Genomic DNA, 19,232 nt, shown 5'->3' on the forward strand with positions numbered 1-19,232 from the left:
GATGGACAACGCCGCCACCGCGCTCGAGTCAGGCGCCGCCCGGCTTGACCTGTTCGTGCGCAGGGCCGACCTGCCACGGATCAACAAATTCACCGGCATCGGCAGCCAGGGCGTGGTGCACGGCTTCGCCGGTCTGCCGGATGACTGGAAGTGGCGCTTTCTCGACTACGCCATGCGCTCGCAGACGCCGCCGCCGCGTCCGAGCGTCTTGCGTGTCAGCGCATTCCCGCAGGCCCATCTCCATCTCGCAAGCCCGATCAACCGGCTGCAACGGGAAGGCGATCATATCGTCGTGACGACGCCGAAAGGCAGCTATCCCGTCGATTTCCTGATCTTCGGCACCGGGTTCAAGGTCGACCTGACGAACCGGCCGGAACTTGGCCCCGTCGCATCGCATATCCGTCTGTGGCGCGACCGCTTTCCCGTGCCCGCGGACATGCGAAACGACGAGCTTGAAACCTCGCCGGACCTCGGCGACGCGTTCGAGTTCCTCGAGGTTGAGCCGGGCGCCTGCCCGGCGCTGGCCCGCATCCACTGCTTCAATTTCCCCGCCACGCTCAGCCATGGCAAGCTCACGGGCGACATTCCCGCAATCAGCGAAGGCGCCGACCGGCTTGCCCGCGGCATCGTCAGGGCGCTGTTCGTCGCCGACCGCGAGCGTCATTTCGCCGATCTCCAGGCGTTCGACACGCCCGAATTGCTCGGAGACGAGTGGAGCGACGACGAGACCACGACGCTTTCCGACCTCTCTGCCGAAAGGACACCGACCCGAAATGCTTGAGCTCAAAGATCTAAAGCTGTCCTACGGCAACACCCAGGTCCTGAACGGCGTCGATCTCTCGGTGAACCGCGGCGACGTGGTGTCGATCATCGGCCCCAGCGGCACCGGCAAGACAACATTGCTGAAGTGCATCAACTATCTGGCAAAGCCCGCCTCCGGCACGATCGCCTTCGATCAGGTCAGGATGGACTACCGGAAGCCGGACAGCACCGCGATACAGGCGATCCGGCTGCGGACAGCGATGGTCTTCCAGCAGTTCAACGTCTTCAAGAACATGACCGTCATTCAGAACGTGATGGATCCGCTCGTCGTCGTGCAGCGCAAGTCGAAGGACGAGGCGCGTTCGATTGCTGTGCAGGAGCTTGAGCGGGTGGGGCTTTCGAACAAGATCGACAGCTACCCGTCCCAGCTTTCTGGCGGCCAGCTGCAGCGAACCGGCATTGCGCGGGCGCTGGCCGTGAAGCCGGATGTGATGCTCTTCGACGAACCGACGTCGTCGCTCGACCCGGAACTGGTCGGCGAGGTCTTGAAGGTGATCAGGGACGTCACGTCATCAGGCATCACCTCGCTCCTCGTCACCCACGAGATGCAGTTCGCAAAGAACATCTCGAACCGCATCGTCTTCATGGATCGGGGCGTTGTCGCCGCTCAAGGCAGCCCTGCCGAGATCTTCGACACGCCCTCCAATCCGCGCCTTGCCCAGTTCCTGAATTCCGAACACTCCATCCAGTAAAGAAAGGATGCCTGACATGCCTTCCATCAAGTCGACTTCCCGCCGCACCTTCGGCCTCGCTGTCGCCGGCGTTGCCTTTGCCCTCGCAACAGCGGGCCTATCGCATGCCGAGGACGTGCGCACCATCAAGATCGCCACCGCTGCCGAATCCAAGCCGCTCTCGTGGGGTGCCATCGGCGTCGAGCCGCAGGGTTACGAGCCCGATGTCCTGAAGGCGATCAACGCCAAGCTGCCCCAGTACAAATTCGAGATGGAGGGGGCAGCCGACATCGCTCAGGAGACCGGCCTTGCGACCGGAAAATACGACATCGCGACCGGCGGCTACTACCGGGCGCCCGCTCGCGAAAAGCAGTTCCTCATTCCGGAGAGCCCGATCGGCGCCAGCCTGATCAAGATCTACAGCCGCAAGGATAGCGGCATCAACGAGATGAAGGATCTGGTCGGCAAGAAGATCGTGCCGGTGACGGCCGGCGGTGGCATCTACAAATTCGCCACTGCCTGGCAGGAAAAGAATCCCGACTTCAAGATCGAGATCACCGCCTCCAGCGCCGGCATTCCCTATCCGGATCGCCTGAAAGAGGTGGAGAACGGCAAATACGACGCGCTGGTTCTGCCGTCGAACCTCGGCGAGCAGACGGTCATCGACCAGCAGAAGCTCAACGTCAAGGCAAGCGAGCCGGTCGCGATCAACAACACCTTCGTGCTGATCCATCGCTCCGAGGAGAACAAGGCGCTCTCCGCAGACATCGACAAGGCTCTGAAGGAGCTCAAGGCCGACGGCACGCTCGCCAAGCTCTCGCAGAAATGGTTCGGCGAGGACATCACCACCTACATGAAGTAACGCCCAAGGCAGGGCCGACGATCAAGGCTGAATTTGAAACAAGGAGTGTTCCCAAGTGGACCTTTCCATCATGATCCCCGAGCTGCTCAAGGCATTGCCGCTGACGCTTGCGATCACGTTCACGGCCATGATCGCCGGCTTCCTGCTGGCGCTGATTGCGACGACGTTCCGGGTGCGCAGGATACCGGTTCTCAGCCAGCTGGCTGACCTCTACGTGTCCTATGCCCGGAGCGTCCCCGTCGTGCTGCAACTGTTCGTCGCCTTCTATGGACTGCCGCTTGTCGTCGCTCTGTTCGAGGTCGAGGACTTCGTGTCCCCGAATGTCGCGGCCATCGTCGGCCTCAGCCTCTACCATGGAGGCTATCTTTCCGAGGTTCTGCGGCCAGCCTACCTCGCCGTAGAACGCGGTCAGCACGACGCGGCCGACAGTCTCGGATACACATTTCTTCAGAAGATCCTTCGTGTCGTCGGACCCCAGGCGTTGCACATCGCCCTGCCAGGCTACGGCAACTCGATCATCTACCTCATCCACAACGTCGCACTCGTGATGTACATCGGCGCCGCGGATGTCATGGCGACCGCCCATCTCGTCATGGAGCGCGACTACAATCAGTATCAGTTCGAGACCTACCTTGTGCTGGCGGTGATCTATTCGCTGCTATGCCTCGTGGCATGGATGGTCGTGCGCTTTTTCGAAACGCGAAACGCAAAGTTCGCGCCCAACACCGCACCGGCCAAGGCCACCATGATGGCAAGCGTCTGATCGAATAGGAGGTCATCATATGTTCGATTCCGAAGTCCTTCTGCCCGATCTCTGGGACATCCTCGGCGCGGTCCCGGTGACGCTCGCCATGGCGCTTGGCATCTTCGTCTTTTCTACGATCGTCGGCAGCCTCTTTGCGATGGTGGAATACCGGCGGGTCCCGCTGCTTCGGGAACTGGTCGTCGCCTACAAGGTCGTCTTCAAGGGCGTTCCGATGGTGATCGTGATCTTCCTTGGCTATTACGGCCTGCCGCCGACGCTGCAGTTCCTGACCTCGCTCGTCGGCATCGACTATAACGGCCACTCGACGCCGAACTGGATCACGCTCATCGTCTCCCTGACCGCCTGCGTCGCAGCCTTCCAGGCGGAAGTCGTGAAGGGCGCCCTCAACTCCTTCGACAACGGTCAGGCCGATGCGGCCTACTCCCTGGGCTACAAGCGCAGCCAGGTGTTCCGCCGGGTGATGCTGCCGCAGGTCATCGTCGCGGCCATCCCCGATCTTGCCAACTCCATCATGGTGATCATGAAGGCGCTGTCGCTGGGATTTGCCATCGAGGTCGTCGACATCTTCGCGCAGTCGCAGCTGACCGCGGCGCTGAACTTCTACTATCTCGAAGCCTTCCTGATCGCTGTGGTCATCTACATGGTGATCGCCTATCTCGTCACCTATGCCGCCGACCGGATGGAACGGGCGCTGAGGGTATGGGCCTAGGGGCGCTTCGCCCTTCCTCGGAGCACGATGCGCGGGATCAGGATTTCCACAGTCGTTTCGGCCTATAGCGGCTATCGCTTTCGAGGTGATGCGGGTTGGCTAATGTCCAACATCGAGCGATCTCGGCCGCACGTTCAGGCAAAAGAAAACCCCGACTGAACCGCGCCACAGTAGATGGTGATGACAATCGCCGCCTGCGGGCCAAAGGGCGCCCATCGGGGGAGTTTGGCAGAAACGCGCCCCAAACCTCCGTCGTCCCAGGCCTTGAGCCTGGGGTCCATGCCCGGTGCTGATGGAGGCGAGAGTGGATCCTCGGGTCAAGCCCTGAGCCACGACTGTCCGGTTGGCGCGCGTGGCTGCCCCTCACCCTAACCCTCTCCCCGTAAACGGGGCGAGGGGACGTGCCATGCGATAGCGGGCGGGGAACGGAGAGGTTGCGGCATGATCCCTTCGCCCCGCGAGCGGGGGTCCGAAGGACGGGGCGGGACACGTGGCTCGACCCCGGTTGGTGGCGGCAGCCGGATGAGGGGCAAAGCGGCAATCTCGCGGGCAGACGTCTATCTCAAACGCTGTGGACCGTCTGAAACCGAGCGGAATCAGTGTCATGCACAAGCCTCGCCTCAATCTCGCCGCAATCGTTATAACATAACCGTAATGTTATTACATTGTAGGATGCGCCATGCCCCCGAGCCCCGATCGCCCCTCCGTCAGCCTGCTGGGACAGTCGGCTTTATCTAGGGTGATCGGCATGGCGCTGGTCATTGCGCTCCTCTGGCTGGCGATCCACTGGGCGGTTCTCTTGCCATGACGCCGCTGATCCGTCTGGAGAATTTGACCGTCGCCTATAACAGGCACCCCGCCGTGCATCATGTCTCCGGCGCCTTCGCCTCGGGCAGCCTGACGGCGATCGCCGGGCCGAACGGGGCGGGCAAGTCGACGCTGCTGAAGGCGATCATGGGCGAGCTTCGCCCGGCCGAAGGCAGGGTCGAGCACCGGCTGGGGCGGGCGGAATTCGGTTACCTCCCGCAGGCGGCGGAGATCGACCGCCGCTTTCCGATCTCGGTCATCGACACCGTCATGTTCGGTGCCTGGAAGAAGACGGGAGCCTTCAGCCGCATCGCGCCTGCCGAGATGAAAAGGGCAGGCGAGGCGCTGTCGGCCGTCGGCCTCGAGGGCTTCGGCCGGCGCCATGTCGGGTCGCTGTCGGCCGGCCAGTTCCAGCGCGTGCTCTTTGCCCGCCTGCTGCTGCAGGATGCCGGCATCATCCTGCTCGACGAGCCGTTTACGGCAATCGATGCCCGCACGACCAGGGACCTCATCGATATCGTCACCCGCTGGCATGGCGAGGGCCGCACGGTGATTGCCGTGCTGCACGATTTCGAGCTCGTCCGCGCCCATTTCCCGCAAACCCTGCTGCTTGCCCGCGAACTTGTCGGCTGGGGTGCGACCGCAGACGTCATGTCCTCCGTCAATCTCCTGAAGGCGCGCGCCATGGCCGAACGCTGGGATGAGGATGCGAATGCCTGCGCACCCGAAGAGGCGCCGGCGGCATGACGGCCTACGATCTCTTCCTCGCGCCCTTTGCCGATTACGGTTTCATGCGCCGCGCGCTCGTCGCCTGCCTCTGCCTCGGGCTCGGCTCCGGCCCGATCGGCGTCTTCCTGATGCTGCGGCGCATGAGCCTGATGGGCGACGCGATGAGCCATGCCGTGCTGCCGGGTGCGGCAATCGGTTACCTCGTCGCCGGCTCCTTGTCGCTGACGGCGATGGGCCTCGGCGGCCTCATCGCCGGCCTGTCGGTGGCGCTGCTTTCCGGCGCCGTCAGCCGGATGACCGTGCTGCAGGAAGATGCAAGCTTTGCCAGCTTCTATCTCGCCTCGCTGGCGCTCGGCGTGCTGATTGTCTCGCTACGCGGCTCGAATATCGATCTCCTGCATGTGCTCTTCGGCACCATCCTGGCGATCGATGCGCCCGCCCTTTACCTGATCGGCGCGATCACCTCGCTGACGCTCGTCATCCTCGCCTTTATCTACCGGCCGCTGGTGGCCGAATGCTTCGATCCGGGTTTTCTGCGCGCCGTCGGCGGGCGCGGGCCGGTCTATCACGTGCTCTTCCTGCTGCTCGTGGTGCTGAACCTCGTCGCCAGCTTCCAGGCGCTCGGCACGCTGATGGCGGTCGGCCTGATGATGCTGCCGGCAGCCGTCGCCCAGCTCTGGTCGCGCAGCCTGCCGGTGATGATGGCGATATCAGCCGCAAGTGCCGCCGCATCCGGCTATCTCGGCCTGATCGCCTCCTACCATCTCGAGCTCGCCTCCGGCCCGACAATCATCATGACGGCGGCGATCCTCTACGGCTTTTCTATCCTTTTCGCGCCCTCCGGCCTGGCCCGGCGCTTCTTTCCCCGCCCGCATTTGAAGGGCTGATCCCAAGGAGACTTCGATGACATCGCACAGACTGCTTCTCTCCGCAGCAATCCCCGCTTTGATGGCGCTGTCGGCCATGCCCGCCTCCGCCGAGACGCTGAAGGTTGTGGCCTCCTTCACCGTGCTTGCCGATGTTGTGAAACAGGTCGGCGGCGAGCACGTCAAGGTGACGAGCCTCGTCGGGCCGAACGGCGATCCCCATGAATTCGAGCCGTCGCCGGCCGATGCGAAGAATTTGAACGCGGCGCAGGTCACCTTCGTCAGCGGCGAGGGGCTGGAGGGCTGGATGGACCGGCTGATCACCGCCTCGGGCTATAAGGGCAAGCCGGTCACCGTTTCCGAAGGCATCAACACCCGCACCATGGAAGAGGACGGCGAAAAAATCACCGATCCGCATGTCTGGAACAGCCCCGTCAACGTCAAGGTCTGGGTCGCCAATATCGAAAAGGCGCTGTCATCGGCCGATCCCACGGACGCCGCCGCCTTCAAGGCCAATGCCGAGAAATACACAAAGACGTTGGATGAATTGAACGCCTACGCCCACGCGAAATTCGACAAGGTGGCCGACGATCGCCGTAAGGTGCTGACCAGCCACGATGCCTTCGGTTATTTCGGCCGCGAATATAATGTCAGCTTCCTCGCCCCGCTTGGTCTGTCCACCGAAAGCGAGGCCTCGGCCGCCGACGTCGCCAAGCTGATCGAGCAGATCAAGGGCGAGCATGTGAAAGCCTATTTCTTCGAGAATTCCAACGATCCGCGCCTGGTCAAGCAGGTCGCCAAGGCAACCGGTGCCGAGCCCGGCGGCGAGCTTTATGTCGAATCCCTGTCCGACGCCAAGGGGCCGGCGCCGACCTATGAAAAGATGTTCAAGTACAATGTCGACCAGCTCGCCGCCGCCATGGCGAAATCGAGCTGATCAACGGAGGGCTGCGGGGTTTGACCCCGCAGTCTTCACAAATTGAGGTCGAAGACCAGGATGCCGGCAAGGCCTCCGTCCGTCGACGAGACGATGCGCTCGCCAACAGCCACATGCTCGGGATGGATGAGATAGGCGTCGCGGGCCTCGGCGCTTTCAAAGGTCACGGCAAACCCGTCGACGAAGCCGCCATGCAGTCCCTCGGGCGAAACATTCGGCCCGTATTTGATGTCCAATATGCCGGGAATGACCTGTTTCAGAGCGACGATTGCCGCAAACAGCGACTGCTTGTCGTCGGTCGTCATCGCGGTTTTCAGCCGCAGGAATACGCAGTGCAGGATCATCCGTGGTCCTCCCGACTTTCTTTGGCCGATTTTCTTTGGCCCGATTTTCTTTGGGAGGACAATAGCGGCGAAAGCCGGGAGAGCAATGAGATTTATTTTCACGCAGGCGTTGCGCCGCGAGCCGGCACCCCAACCGATTACATCTGGTCGGTCTTAGCCAGAGGCCGCTTGTAGATCTTCTGGACGAGATCGCTCGCCAGCGCGCGGGCTTCGTCTTTCTCAGCCGCCGTCATCGGCCGGCAGGTGATCCTGGTGTTCGAACTGTCAAGCACTGTTGTAGTACCGGAATTGGCGATGACGAGATGCCAGCTGCAGGAGGCGACCTTGTCGATGGCGACGGCACCATGGCAACCTGTGGACAGGCAGAAGGCAACGGTCGCCTGCGCCCCGTGATCGCCTTTATAGGCCAGCTCGACGGCTTTCTTAATATCTGTGACCCATCGCTCGCATTGCGCCTGTTTTGCCCCCGGCTGGCAGCTCTTGGTAACGGGAGTGACGTCGCCGGCCTGAAGCGGCGATACGCAAAAAACACCCATCGAGAGGGCGAGCAGAAACTTGAGCATGGGATTTTCCTTGTACAAGGAATGAGTGGCGCACATCGCAGGCGATTGGTCAATGGCCACCCACAAAAGCGCAGGTGGCACGCCAAGCAGATGTTGGCGCGCCACCGGGAAAATCCGAAATTGTGTAGATCCGGCGCCGCCGCTATTCCAGAACGACGGTGGCTTCGACCTCGAAGAGCATGGGATCGATGGCCAGCTTGGGAACGGGAATCAACGTCTGCGCCGGCAGCGACGCGCCGAACATGTCCTTGACGTTCTTGGTCAGCACCTCGAGCTTGGACATATCGTGATCGACCACGAAGACCGTGAGCTTGGCGACCTGATCCGGCCTGGCGCCGAGCGCATCGAGGGCGGTGCGCAAATTCGCATAGGCCTGCTTCACCTGGACGGCGAAATCGGGCGACAAGGCTCCCGTGCTGTCCTGGCCGCCCTGTCCGGAGATGTAGGCCAGCCGGCCTTGGCGGGGCACGATCACCGCCGTGCTGTAGCCATTCGGCGAGGGGTCGTAGAGGTTTTTTGGATTGACGATATCAAGCTTGAGATCGTCCTCATTGGCTGGCGCCGCAGTGGGAACGCTGATGGTCATGATGATGAGTCCTCCGATAATGAGATGTTTGATTGACACGATTTTCTCTCGGCTTCTCAGGACTGCGAGCAACGGATCCTCGCGGCCTGCAGGATGGAACTTTATCGCTATAGAATTGACTCGTACGTCGTACGATTAAATTGCATCGTACGACGTACGAGTCAATCGGTCAGGATCGACATTCCCAGCATTGTCGGCTTAGATCGACGTCTGATGAGTAAAGGGAGACGAATGGCAGCCAAACGCAGCGGCGCTGAGAGCAAAGGGTCTGGGCGGACAGGTGTGTCACCCCAGTCCGGGCAGGAGCCGCGCAATGAACCGTCTCTCTCGCTGGAACGGATCGTGGCGACCGCGGTGGAACTGCTGGACGCCGAGGGCGTCGACGGATTGAAGATGCGTCGGCTGGCCGATCGCCTCGGCGCGGGCGCGATGAGTCTCTATTGGCACGTCGACAACAAGGAAAAGGTCTTCGATCTGGCGCTCGATTCGGTGCTTGAATATCGCGCCCCGCCTGAGGTCGATGGGTCCCGAGACTGGCGCGGCGACGTCGTCCATATGCTCGAAGACTGGCGCACCAGCATGCTGCGCCATCCCTGGTCGGCATCGCTGCTGCCGCGCCGGGCGCTCGGCCCGAACATCCTCAGCCGCCTGGAACTGCTGAGCAAGACCTTGTCCGGAGCCGGTGTCGCCGATGCTGATTTGAACGTCGCGATCTGGTCGCTCTGGAATTTTGTGATCGGCGCGACCACCACCCGGGCGAACTTCGACCTCTCGGACGACGACAGGACCGCCGCGCAACAGCGCCTGACAGGTCTGAGCCAGCACTACCCGACGATCGAGCGCTCTCGTCTGCTGCTGGACAATGATTGGGACGGCGCTTTCAGGAAGGGCCTCGACTTCCTGCTCGATGGCCTTGCCCCGCGACAATGAACATTCGTCATTCCTGGACGAGGCGGTGCCGGATTCTGCGCCCGTGCCTTCGGTGAGCTCACGCAAGTTTGTTCGCTATTTCCGCAGGATTTTCTCCATCGCTTTCCCCTTGGCGAGTTCGTCGATCAATTTATCCAGATAGCGGATTTCCCGCATCGTCGTTTCCTGGATTTCTTCCACGCGGACACCGCAGATCACGCCCGCAATCAACGATCGGGAGGGATTCAGCTGAGGCGCTTGCGCAAAGAAATCCTCGAAGTTGGTCTTCTCAGCCAATTGATCGTCCAGGCTCTGCTGGCTATGCCCCGTCAGCCAACGGATGATTTCATCGACCTCTGCCTTCGTGCGCCCCTTCTTCTCTGCCTTGGCGACATAGTGGGGATAGACGCTGGCGACGCTGACTGAATAGATCCGATGCTTCGTCATGCGTGCTCCTCAGCGTTCCGGATATTTTCCCGCTTGAGATAGCTGACTTCAAGACCTCAACAAGTGGCCGACAACGGTACCAGCGTAGGGGAAACCTTCGGCTTCCGTCCACGTCGCATCAGGTGCCAAGGCCGCAAGTAGATTGCGGCCATTGTCTTCCGATGAGCCCTCATAGGTGGCCCGGATGATTTCGAGATTAGCGCTCATGGCGATCAGCCCCACTTCATTTCGCCGGTCGCGACCTTGGAGCCAATATCGAGCGCAACACCCATGCCGAGGTTGGGGAAACGGCCTTCCATGGCGGCCTTCAGCGTTGCGGAGTCCTTGGCCTTGGCCAGTTCTTCCTCGAAGGCCTTCAGGTAGGCGATGGTATGTTCCACACCCGCGAGGTCGGTCTTGGCGTCGGACGTCATGTGTCCGGCCACGACGACGGCCGGCTTGCGCGCCGCGAGCTTTTCGAGATTGGCAACCCAGGCGGCGCGCAGTTCCGCGCTGTTGGTATCTGCCGTCCAGACGTGGACGCCGTTGAAGATCATCACGCCGCCGAACACGGCATTCAGCGATGGAACGAAGAGGTAGCGACGATTGGCCATGCCTTCCGCATCGACAATCTCGATGGTCTCGCCATCAACAGTCAGCCTCTTTCCGTCAAAGGTTTCCGGCATGACGATGTCAGCCAGGGTCTGGGGACCGTTTTCCTTGAGCTGCGGCCCCCAGACGGCCAGCTTCTTTTCGACGCTCGCCTTGATCGCATCGACTGTCGCCGAGGCAGCGATCACCTTGGCATCGGGGAAAGCTACCTTGATCGGGCCGAGGCTGAAGTAATAGTCCGGATCGGACTGGCTGATGTAAATCGTGGTCAGCTTTTTGCCCGTCGCCTTGATGGCGTCGGCGAGCGCCTTTCCATCGGGCAGCGTGAAGCCGCCATCGATCAGCACAGCTTCGTTCGCGCTGGAAACCAGAACGGGCGCGCGGAAGAAGCCATTCTGCCCTGCAGGGAAATGCTTCCAAGTGAGGCTTCCTGCTGCGTGGCCGAGGCCTGCGGGTGCAAGTACGGCAGTCACGCCAGCGGCGAGAGTGGTTTTCATGATGGTTCTCCTGGTGAACATGGTCCTGGTGTCCTGTCTTGGTTCATTCATGCGTCATATCAATGTGGATCGGCGGTCGGGCTAGAGCGCCTTCGCGCCGGTATTGGCGATCGCGCCATCATCTGCGGGCATGCCGCCACTGACGCCGATCGCACCGATTACCTGGCCATCGGCGACGAGAGGCACTCCGCCTTCGACCGGAAAAGCTCCCGGCACGGCAAGCAGATTGCTCTGGTTGTTATGAAGGATCATAGCCTCGATCGCCTTGGTCGGCGTCTTGATACCGTTTGCGGCCTTCGCCTTACCGAGCGCGGCGTCGATCGTGCCGATACCCGCCTGATTGGAGCGTTCGAGATAGACGAGGTTACTGCCGGAATCGACGATGGCGACCGTCATCTCAAAGCCTTTCTTGCGCATTTCCGCGAGGGCGGCCGCGGCGACCTGCTTGGCGCGCTCGATGCTGATCGGCGCGCCGTAGGGTGGCACACTCTGGGCGAAGCCGGGCGTCGCCGATGCTGCCCCGAGCATGAAGACAGCCAGTGCTGTATAGGTCGTACGCTTGATCATCATCGGGTTATCCTTTCATCGGATGGCTATTGCGAGCGAGACGTGCAGGCGAAGCGCCTGTGTTGGACAGCCTGGCGAGGAGATCGCCGCCGCTGAATAGGTCCTGCGCCTTGAGCAAAGTCCGGTCCGCGCCGTCATCCACGATCAATCCCGGTACGCCATTGACTGCGAACTCACGCGTCAGGGCGCGCGCCGAGGCCATGCGCGCTCGATTGGCGGCCAGCAGATCTGAATCGGGAGAAGCGAGGCGGGAGGCTGCCGCATCAAGTCCAACACTGACCAGCACGCTCTGCAGTTCGGACATGTCCGTGACATCGCGGCCCGAAACATAGCGCGCCTCCTGGATGAACCGGAGCGCATCGAGTTCGTGCTGCCCCGCCGTCAGGGCAACGGCAGTTAGTGCCAGCGTGGCTGGACCAGAATCCAGCATGCCGCCTTTTGCCAGAACCTGGCTCCGGTAGACATCGCTAAACCGCTGCCCCGTGAGGCTCCCAATGCGCTGGTCGTTTGACCAAGCGAAGGCGGCGAACTGTTCGTCCATCGCCCTGGCCGCGGAGTCGGAAAACAGACCGGTCGGGGCGAGCGACACTGTCAGATCAGGTGCCGCGGCGAGCTGTGCGAGCAGCGGCGATGCGCCATAACACCAGCCGCAAAGGGGATCGAAGAGATAGGTGATGTGGGTCTTGCCAGTCATGTCGGCTCCTTCTTGAGCCATAGATGACATGAGCCGATTGGAACGAGAAGATCGAGAAAAATGACAGAATGTATGCTAGAGGCTGACAATAAAATCGGAGAATACTATGCAGGAAGCGACCAATCTCAATCGGCTGGCTTATTTCGCGGCCGTCGTTGACGCGGGATCGTTCACGAGAGCTGCGGAATATTTGGGCATCACCAAGGCGGTTGTCAGCCAGCAGGTCGCAAGGCTTGAACAGGAGGTCGGCACCACATTGCTGATGCGCACGACGCGGCGGGTGCAGGCGACCGAAGCCGGGCTGTTGTTTCACGCCCGATGCGTCTCGATCCTGCGCGACGCAGAGGATGCCCTGGGAGAGTTGGCTCAGCGCAGGACGGAACCCAAGGGCCTTCTGAGGATCACCGCCCCCTACGACTACGGTACCTCGGTTGTCGTGCCCTTGGTCGCCGCCTTCCGCCGACGCTATAATGATTGCAAGGTGGAACTGAACCTCAGCGACAAGATGGTTGATCTGGTTGCCGACAACATGGACCTTGCCATCCGCGTCGGCTGGCTGGCTGATTCCAGCATGCAGGCACGACGGATCGGATCGTTCCGCCAACTCTTGGTGGGATCGCAAGCCTTGGCCGCGGAGATAGCGGCAATGAGCGAGCCGATTGACTGCACGCCTCTACCCTTCGTGGCCAACAACGCTTTGAGAGAGCCGCTTATATGGACGTTCACTCGCAGCGATGGAGACGCCAGGAGCGTCCGTTTTAAAGCGGACATCGCGATCAATACCACGCCAGCGGTCATGGAGGCGGTCCGACAAGGCGCAGGTCTGTCGGTTCTGCCCGATTTTCTCGCGACCGCCGGCATATTGGCGGGAGACCTCATTCCAGTCCTGCCTGAATGGCAACTCCCATCCGGCGGCGTTTACACGGTCTATCCCGCCGGGCGATTTCGGCCGCCCAAAGTTTCCGTGTTTGTCGACATGCTGATCGCAGCGTTGAAGGCGTGAAGCTATCGAATGTCGCGTAAACGATCGGAAATTGACATCGGATGTTGATATGGAGACGAAACCGGATACCAGCGCCTTGGTAAAGCCCCGCGAAATTCAGTCTGCCAAGCGTCCTCCAACATGTCTTGGTCTGGCGCTTTCCGGGCGCGACCGCTGGCGAAGCAGACCGACGGCTTCCAGTAGCTCGCGCGGGTGGTGTGAGTGACCAAAATGAAGGCGCATTGCCGCCCGGCAGCATTGGCTCGGTCTGTGGTGTCTCTGACCGCATTTCTGCTAAAGCTCGGAAGTAAATCGCCCGCGATGTCACCAACTGCCGAAGTGTGAACGGCGCAACGGGCTGATGGGCCTCTCGCTCATCGGGCCTCTTGTCTTGAAGGAGGAGTGCTAGGATGAGCACCGACCTGGATACCGTGCGGTCCTATGATACGGTCGCGGCGGAGTACGCTGCGGAGGCTGCGGCGATGCCCGAATGGGTCGCGACAGAGATCGATGCGTTCGTGACCGAACTGGGCGGCTCGGGCAGGGTGCTGGAAATCGGAAGCGGTGGTGGGCGAGATGCACTTGAGCTGGAGAAGCGGGGAATTAGCGTCCGGCGCACCGACATCGCAAAGGGTTTCGTCGAACTGCTTCGCGAAAATGGCTTCGAGGCCGACCTGTTGGACCCGCTGACCGAAGACTTGGCCGACCCGCAGCGTCCCGGCACGCCATACGACGGGATCTGGGCCTGTGCCTGCCTGATTCATGTCGCGCGCGAGGATTTCGGCACGGTGCTTGGACGGCTTGCCGAGGCGACCCGGACCGGTGGCCGATTGCACGCCTCGGTAAGAGAGGGCGAAGGCGAGGATGTGTCCACACATGGCAGTGCTGCAGCGCCCCGGCGCTACGTCGAGACGTACTGGCGCGAGTCTGCCCTGCGGTCCGCACTCACAGACGCCGGCTGGATCGTCAGCGAGGTACGTCGGTGCGTCGGAAAGCCCCATGATCGGTGGCTGAGCGTTCGGGCGAGTCGGGCGTGACGCACACAGAACTTGCGGAAATGGCCGGTTGTGGCGCGACTATGAAGTCTAGGTGGTCACCGCAATGTCGGCTTCTGGGCGAAGGCAAAGATCCCCTCTGTGGCCGACATGGGGGCGCGTTGCTGCCGTGGTCGAGGTCGCATATCGGCCCAAAGCGCACAAGAGGTTGCTCTGTCGTCCCTGCTGGCGGGGCTCGTCCATTCGAATTCTGGACGTCAAACTACCCACCTAGCCTATGATTCCGCGGAGTTCGTCGTTGCGCCAGGCGCTAGAAAATCTTCTCGGTGGGAAGTCCGAGCGCGAATGAACCCGCGTATTGCGCCTGGGCTCCGGGCTGCATCGGATGATAGCGAGCGCCCTGTATGTCACGGAAGCAGCGCTCCAGCCCGTTCTCTCGATAGAATGCCGCGCCGCCTGCGACCTCCATTGCAAGCTCCGTCACCTCGATAACATGCCGTGCGACCAAGGAACGACCGATCATAACCTCGTTGACGGTTTCCGCGGACGGTTCGTTTCGAGCAACTACCTCTAACATCCAGCGATGCGCGATCTGTGCGGCCCTCAGAGACGTTTCCATGCGCCCGACCAACCCGATCACATGATCGCTGTTGGCCTTGCTACGGACCATCTTGACTGCGATGTCGCGGGCGCTCTCGGCGACGCCAAGATAGACCGCGTAGATCAGAGGAAACGCGATCGTGCCGATGACTTGAAATACTGGATGCCATTGCCCCGCGCTTCTGGAAAATGCGACACTGGCATCCGGCACGAAGAGGTTTTCGATGATGACATCGTTTGACCCGGTTCCCCTCATTCCAAGTGTTCGCCACGTATCCTCTATCGAAACCTCTGGCGATGCCATCGGAACGCCGAAATGGATGACGGAGCGCGCGCCGTCCTGTTCTTCATAAACAGCACCGGTCATCAGGATGTTTCCTGCCGCCGCGCCGGAAGTGAAGCGTTTACGCGCGGTGATCAGGTATCCGCCATCAACTTTCATGGCCTTGCCCGATCCGCCGATCCAGTCCGATCCGCCGCTCGAGAGCAATATGATTTGCTCCGATGCAACACGTCTCAGGAGCGGCTCCACCGCGGCCACCTTTTGATGCCGCCAGCGCCAGGCGGGGATGGCGACTTGATGGGTATGCATGGAAAAGGCAAGCGCAGTGGACCCACATGCTCGAGCAATGGATTTGAGCATCTCACAAAGTTCGGGCACTTCCGCGCCCAGCCCGCCCAATTCGATTGGAACGCCTGCCCGCACGAGGCCAGCTTCCTTTAGCAGCGCGTAATTCTCGCCGACGAAGGTGTCGCTCTCGTCGATCGATGCGGCGCGTTGCGCGATGGTGGGCAGGACCGAATTGGTTAGTTCGACAATGGTCCGACCGCCGGCAAGGTTCTGTTTTGGTTCTGTAAGCCCGAGCATATCAATGCCTCCTATCTCGTGAGGATTGAGACTCTGCGCTCGTTTCACAATCGCGGCTAGTACACGAACTGTACTGAACGTCGCCGCCGTATGGCCAGGCAAGGAGCATTTGGCGGACCGGTTGTTTTACAATATTGTGCCTGATCCAGACCGGTGGAGGTCCTTATGGTAGAGCGTGACGGCTACGGGCAATTCTGTCCAGTATCAATGGCGTCGGAAATCCTCTGCTCGCGGTGGACGACCTTGGTCGTCCGCGAATTCCTTTGCGGATCGACGCGCTTTAATGAGTTGCGTCGCGGTCTACCAAAAATGTCTCCGGCACTCCTATCAAAACGACTGAAAGAACTGGAACAATCGGGCGTCATCACGGTGACAAGGAGTGCGAACGGCATTGCCGATTACCAACTCACGGCAGCGGGCGAAGAATTGAGACCTCTGATCATAGGTCTCGGAAATTGGGCTCAACGGTGGATGGAATCGCGACTTTCCTTGAAGAATCTCGACCCTTCTCTGCTCATGTGGGACATGCGGCGGAGCCTCGATACAAGAAGGCTTCCGACCCGCCGTTGTACGATACAGTTTCTGTACCCGGAACTTTCGGCCGCGCAAAAGAGCTGGTGGCTTGTGGTCGAAAACGGAAAAGTCGATCTCTGCAACTTCGATCCGGGCTATGATGTAGACCTTCTCGTTGAAGGGTCGCTCCGTTCGATGACCGCAATTTGGATGGGCCTCACGACCATACGTCAGGAAACCGATGCAGAAACACTGAGACTTGAAGGGGACAGGGTCCTCGCGCGCGACATGCAGGAATGGCTCGGTCTTAGTGTGTTTGCCAAAACCCCCGGATGAGGGCCTGAACCATCGAAGGCGAGTGGTTCTGACGGATGCAGCCCAGCAACGAAGACCCGTCACCCAGCCGGAAAGGCTCTAGTTCCAGTGCATCCTCAATATCCACCCCCCGGGTACCTGAAGTGTTGTCGATCTTGGTATGATCTAAGAGGATCTGGTCGGCCAAGGATTGGCCGCTCGGAAAACATAGGTGAGCAGTGAGAGGGGCTGCCATTTCTTTGGCGACGCGTGCTTAGGGAGAGTGTCTTTTCACCAGATCGAAGTCCATGATAAGCGGCGCCTATGGGAATCAAGAACTATTTGATCGAAGGCGGTTCCGGCACTGGGAAAACGTCTGTCGCTACCGAACTGGAACGGCGGGGCTACCATGTCGTCCATGGTGACCGGGTCTTGGCCTATGTCGGCGACCCCGAGACGGGCCAGGCACTCGCAAGACCACCCGAAGGCGCGGACCGCATCGTTTGGGGATACGCCCACTGGATCTGGCGTGTCGACAAGGTCCGCGCTATTGCTGCCGACACCATCCATCCTGCCACTTTCTTCTGTGGCGGCTCGCGCAATTTCCACAAATTCCTGGACCTTTTCGATAAGGTTTTCGTGCTCGACATAGACGTTGAGACTTTAAACCGACGATTGGATGGGCGACCAAATGAGCCGGGCTTCGAGCCGGCCGAGCGGACGCTGGTGCTCCGCTATCATCATACCCGGGAATATCTTCCCATCGGCATCAATATCGACACGACGGGTACTGTCCCAAGTGTCGTCGACGATATCCTCGCTCAACTCACCTGACGCCCTGAAAGTATTCAGAATGGGATGGGAGGCACTCGATTATTGCGGGAACGCTAGTCGCCTGAACGACTCACAGGCGGCATTATCGCTTTCGTAGTCGACCGGCAGCTCTCAGAACGAGAAACCGGGTGTCTTAACGACCAACAAGACGGCGCAAAGTAGCCGCATCCCTCAACAACAAACAGATGTCCGCCTCGGGCTGAAGCCGGCCTTTGGTTGCTACCGAGGAAACCGACGAGACCAACCGCTCCGCTCACGCCCGTTTCGTCAGCGGAAACCGGTCGCGCAGCAGCCGCAGCACCGATTCCGAAGGGATCGGCGGGCCGAAAAGGTAGCTCTGGCCGTAGTTGCAGCCCATCTTGGCGAGTTCGATCGCATCCTCGTTGGATTCGATCCCCTCCGCCACTACCTTCATCTCAAGTTCGCGCGCCATTGATATTACCGACCGGAGCACAGTCGCCTTCTTGTCGCTGCCGTCGCGCACCAGCGCCTTGTCGAGCTTGATCATGTCGAAGGGGAAGCGGGTGAGGTAGGCGAGCGACGAATATCCGGTGCCGAAATCGTCGAGCGCCAGCCCGATGCCGGCTTCCTTCAGCTTCTGCAGCACCAACCGGGCCTGTTCCGGATTTTCCATCACCATGGATTCCGTCAGTTCGAGCTTGAGGCGCGAGGGCTGGCAATGCGTCTTGGCGAGAACCGAACGCACGTCGTCATAGAGCTCGTTGTTGAGCAGCTGCACGCTCGACAGATTGATCGAGACGAAGATCGGCAGTTCGCCGGTCTGGTGCTGCCAGCTCATCAGGTCGTTGGTCGCCTGTTCCAGCGCGAACATGCCGAGCGGGCCGATGAGATCGGAGGCCTCGGCGATCGGAATGAATTCGGACGGTGGGATATTGCCGCGCTTGGGATGTTCCCAGCGCATCAATGCCTCGAAACCGGCGACCTCGACATCCTCCAGCCGGGCGATCGGCTGGTAGACCATCGACAATTCCTTGCGTTCGATGGCGCGGCGCAGATCCGTTTCGAGCTGCAGCCGGTCGGTGCCGAAGTCGCGGAAGGCCGGCTGGAACGGTTCGACACGGTTGCCGCCGGCCCGTTTTGCCCGGTACATCGCGAGCTCGGCGTCGCTGAGCAGGCCGGTGGCGCTCTCCTGCCGGTCGACCCAGGAGGCGAGGCCGACCGAGGCGGTCAGGATGATTTCGCGATTGGCGAAGTTGATCGGCACCATGATCGCCTTGCTGATCGCATCGGCAAAATCGGCGACCTTGGCCGGATTGTGCTCGGAAACCAGGATGAGGCCGAACTGGTCGCCGGCAAGCCGCGCCAGCGTGTCCTGCGGTTTCAACAGCCGGCGCAGCCGCCGCGTCAGTGCGATGAGGATGTTGTCGCCGGCGGCAACGCCGAGCGAATCATTAACCAGCTTGTATCGGTCGATGTCGATCACCATCACCGTCGGGCGCAACGTGTCGCCGCCTGGCGCCAGCGCCAGCACCGACTGCAGCCGGTCGAGGAAGACCTGCCGGTTGGGCAGGCCGGTCAGATTGTCGTGCAGCGCATCATGCAGCAACCGCTCGATGGAATTCTTCTGTTCGGTCACGTCGACGATCGTGCCGACGCAGCGGATGATTTCGCCGTTCGAGCCGAGCACCGGCCGGGCACGGATCAAGAGCCAGTGGAAATGCCCGTCCTCGGCGCGGATGCGGAACTCGTGGTTCAGCCGCCCGCGGCGATGTTCGAGCAGCACGTCGAGCGTGGCGCGGAAGCGGTCCCGGTCGTCGG

Annotated in this window: 23 protein-coding genes and 1 pseudogene; 14 read left to right on the plus strand and 10 right to left on the minus strand. The window is 61.0% G+C overall.

All coding sequences use genetic code 11. From position 1 onward, the window contains the following. The 9 genes and pseudogenes from MOV76_RS31500 to MOV76_RS31535 all read left to right on the plus strand — a co-directional run. Window positions 1-781 (plus strand): annotated as a pseudogene (locus tag MOV76_RS31500) (NAD(P)-binding domain-containing protein); the annotation flags it as partial. Next, window positions 774-1,514: an amino acid ABC transporter ATP-binding protein gene (locus MOV76_RS31505; protein ID WP_247265992.1), complete on the plus strand. Its 741-nt coding sequence runs from the start codon at window positions 774-776 to the stop codon at window positions 1,512-1,514. The pseudogene MOV76_RS31500 and the gene MOV76_RS31505, both read left to right, overlap by 8 nt. A 16-nt stretch (window positions 1,515-1,530) precedes the next feature. Next, entirely contained in the window at window positions 1,531-2,355 is an 825-nt protein-coding gene (locus MOV76_RS31510) for an amino acid ABC transporter substrate-binding protein (protein ID WP_047622087.1), read from the plus strand. A gap of 55 nt (window positions 2,356-2,410) precedes the next feature. Continuing rightward, entirely contained in the window at window positions 2,411-3,118 is a 708-nt protein-coding gene (locus tag MOV76_RS31515) for an amino acid ABC transporter permease (RefSeq protein ID WP_247265993.1), read from the plus strand. Window positions 3,119-3,137: 19 nt separating this feature from the next. Continuing rightward, entirely contained in the window at window positions 3,138-3,830 is a 693-nt protein-coding gene (locus tag MOV76_RS31520; RefSeq protein WP_247265994.1) for an amino acid ABC transporter permease, read from the plus strand. A 679-nt stretch (window positions 3,831-4,509) separates the two neighbouring features. Further along, on the plus strand, window positions 4,510-4,638 hold the full coding sequence (locus MOV76_RS39905; protein WP_258719863.1) for a hypothetical protein: 129 nt from the start codon (window positions 4,510-4,512) through the stop codon (window positions 4,636-4,638). After that, window positions 4,635-5,384, plus strand: coding sequence for a metal ABC transporter ATP-binding protein (locus tag MOV76_RS31525; protein ID WP_247265995.1), 750 nt, complete (start codon window positions 4,635-4,637; stop codon window positions 5,382-5,384). The genes MOV76_RS39905 and MOV76_RS31525 overlap by 4 nt, the downstream gene beginning before the upstream one ends. Next, window positions 5,381-6,253: a metal ABC transporter permease gene (locus MOV76_RS31530; protein WP_028734837.1), complete on the plus strand. Its 873-nt coding sequence runs from the start codon at window positions 5,381-5,383 to the stop codon at window positions 6,251-6,253. The genes MOV76_RS31525 and MOV76_RS31530 overlap by 4 nt, the downstream gene beginning before the upstream one ends. 16 nt (window positions 6,254-6,269) lie before the next feature. Beyond that, window positions 6,270-7,169: a metal ABC transporter substrate-binding protein gene (locus MOV76_RS31535; protein ID WP_028734836.1), complete on the plus strand. Its 900-nt coding sequence runs from the start codon at window positions 6,270-6,272 to the stop codon at window positions 7,167-7,169. Window positions 7,170-7,204: 35 nt separating this feature from the next. Here the strand turns inward: MOV76_RS31535 and MOV76_RS31540 are convergent, their stop codons facing one another. From MOV76_RS31540 to MOV76_RS31550, 3 genes are all read right to left on the minus strand, one after another. After that, the gene (locus MOV76_RS31540) at window positions 7,205-7,513 is read right to left on the minus strand and encodes a Dabb family protein (RefSeq protein WP_222286316.1); all 309 of its coding nucleotides are present in this window, start codon (window positions 7,511-7,513) and stop codon (window positions 7,205-7,207) included. Window positions 7,514-7,650: 137 nt separating this feature from the next. Further along, on the minus strand, window positions 7,651-8,076 hold the full coding sequence (locus tag MOV76_RS31545) for a hypothetical protein (protein WP_018449254.1): 426 nt from the start codon (window positions 8,074-8,076) through the stop codon (window positions 7,651-7,653). A 142-nt stretch (window positions 8,077-8,218) separates the two neighbouring features. Further along, window positions 8,219-8,662, minus strand: a complete 444-nt coding sequence (locus MOV76_RS31550) for a RidA family protein (RefSeq protein WP_050566337.1) — start codon at window positions 8,660-8,662, stop codon at window positions 8,219-8,221. Between the two features lie 231 nt (window positions 8,663-8,893). Between MOV76_RS31550 and MOV76_RS31555 the strand changes: the two genes are divergently transcribed. Beyond that, window positions 8,894-9,592 carry a TetR/AcrR family transcriptional regulator gene (locus tag MOV76_RS31555; RefSeq protein WP_247265996.1) on the plus strand — a complete coding sequence of 233 codons (699 nt, stop codon included), beginning with the start codon at window positions 8,894-8,896 and terminating at the stop codon, window positions 9,590-9,592. Between the two features lie 75 nt (window positions 9,593-9,667). Here MOV76_RS31555 and MOV76_RS31560 read toward each other — a convergent pair whose 3' ends face one another. The 5 genes from MOV76_RS31560 to MOV76_RS31580 are packed head-to-tail and all read right to left on the minus strand — an operon-like array spanning window position 9,668 to window position 12,367. Continuing rightward, window positions 9,668-10,018 carry a DUF2200 domain-containing protein gene (locus MOV76_RS31560; RefSeq protein WP_247265997.1) on the minus strand — a complete coding sequence of 117 codons (351 nt, stop codon included), beginning with the start codon at window positions 10,016-10,018 and terminating at the stop codon, window positions 9,668-9,670. A gap of 48 nt (window positions 10,019-10,066) precedes the next feature. Continuing rightward, window positions 10,067-10,225: an AsnC family transcriptional regulator gene (locus MOV76_RS31565; RefSeq protein WP_157214111.1), complete on the minus strand. Its 159-nt coding sequence runs from the start codon at window positions 10,223-10,225 to the stop codon at window positions 10,067-10,069. A 5-nt stretch (window positions 10,226-10,230) separates the two neighbouring features. Next, a complete protein-coding gene (locus tag MOV76_RS31570; protein WP_210067026.1) occupies window positions 10,231-11,127 on the minus strand; it encodes an MBL fold metallo-hydrolase in 897 nt (298 codons plus the stop codon). A gap of 60 nt (window positions 11,128-11,187) precedes the next feature. Continuing rightward, window positions 11,188-11,676: a heme-binding protein gene (locus tag MOV76_RS31575; RefSeq protein ID WP_081295723.1), complete on the minus strand. Its 489-nt coding sequence runs from the start codon at window positions 11,674-11,676 to the stop codon at window positions 11,188-11,190. A gap of 4 nt (window positions 11,677-11,680) precedes the next feature. Beyond that, a complete protein-coding gene (locus tag MOV76_RS31580; protein WP_047622103.1) occupies window positions 11,681-12,367 on the minus strand; it encodes a DsbA family protein in 687 nt (228 codons plus the stop codon). Window positions 12,368-12,473: 106 nt separating this feature from the next. On the opposite strand from MOV76_RS31580, the gene MOV76_RS31585 reads away from it, so the two are divergent. Together MOV76_RS31585 and MOV76_RS31590 are read left to right on the plus strand one after the other, a co-directional pair. Continuing rightward, a complete protein-coding gene (locus MOV76_RS31585; protein WP_130751133.1) occupies window positions 12,474-13,370 on the plus strand; it encodes a LysR family transcriptional regulator in 897 nt (298 codons plus the stop codon). Between the two features lie 389 nt (window positions 13,371-13,759). Further along, window positions 13,760-14,386, plus strand: coding sequence for a bifunctional 2-polyprenyl-6-hydroxyphenol methylase/3-demethylubiquinol 3-O-methyltransferase UbiG (locus MOV76_RS31590; protein WP_247265998.1), 627 nt, complete (start codon window positions 13,760-13,762; stop codon window positions 14,384-14,386). A 268-nt stretch (window positions 14,387-14,654) separates the two neighbouring features. Here MOV76_RS31590 and MOV76_RS31595 read toward each other — a convergent pair whose 3' ends face one another. Continuing rightward, the gene (locus MOV76_RS31595) at window positions 14,655-15,812 is read right to left on the minus strand and encodes an acyl-CoA dehydrogenase family protein (protein ID WP_247265999.1); all 1,158 of its coding nucleotides are present in this window, start codon (window positions 15,810-15,812) and stop codon (window positions 14,655-14,657) included. Window positions 15,813-15,977: 165 nt separating this feature from the next. Between MOV76_RS31595 and MOV76_RS31600 the strand changes: the two genes are divergently transcribed. Together MOV76_RS31600 and MOV76_RS31605 are read left to right on the plus strand one after the other, a co-directional pair. Further along, window positions 15,978-16,661, plus strand: coding sequence for a helix-turn-helix domain-containing protein (locus tag MOV76_RS31600; RefSeq protein ID WP_247266000.1), 684 nt, complete (start codon window positions 15,978-15,980; stop codon window positions 16,659-16,661). A 282-nt stretch (window positions 16,662-16,943) separates the two neighbouring features. Next, complete coding sequence (locus MOV76_RS31605) at window positions 16,944-17,453, plus strand: nucleoside kinase (protein ID WP_166480473.1); 510 nt, start codon at window positions 16,944-16,946, stop codon at window positions 17,451-17,453. 253 nt (window positions 17,454-17,706) lie between these two features. Here MOV76_RS31605 and MOV76_RS31610 read toward each other — a convergent pair. Then, window positions 17,707-19,232: bifunctional diguanylate cyclase/phosphodiesterase (locus MOV76_RS31610; RefSeq protein ID WP_247266001.1), on the minus strand; the 1,526-nt coding region annotated here is incomplete at its 5' end.

It is taken from the genome of Rhizobium sp. PRIMUS64, assembly GCF_023006465.1.
In the GTDB taxonomy this organism is placed as follows: Bacteria; Pseudomonadota; Alphaproteobacteria; order Rhizobiales; family Rhizobiaceae; genus Rhizobium; species Rhizobium leguminosarum.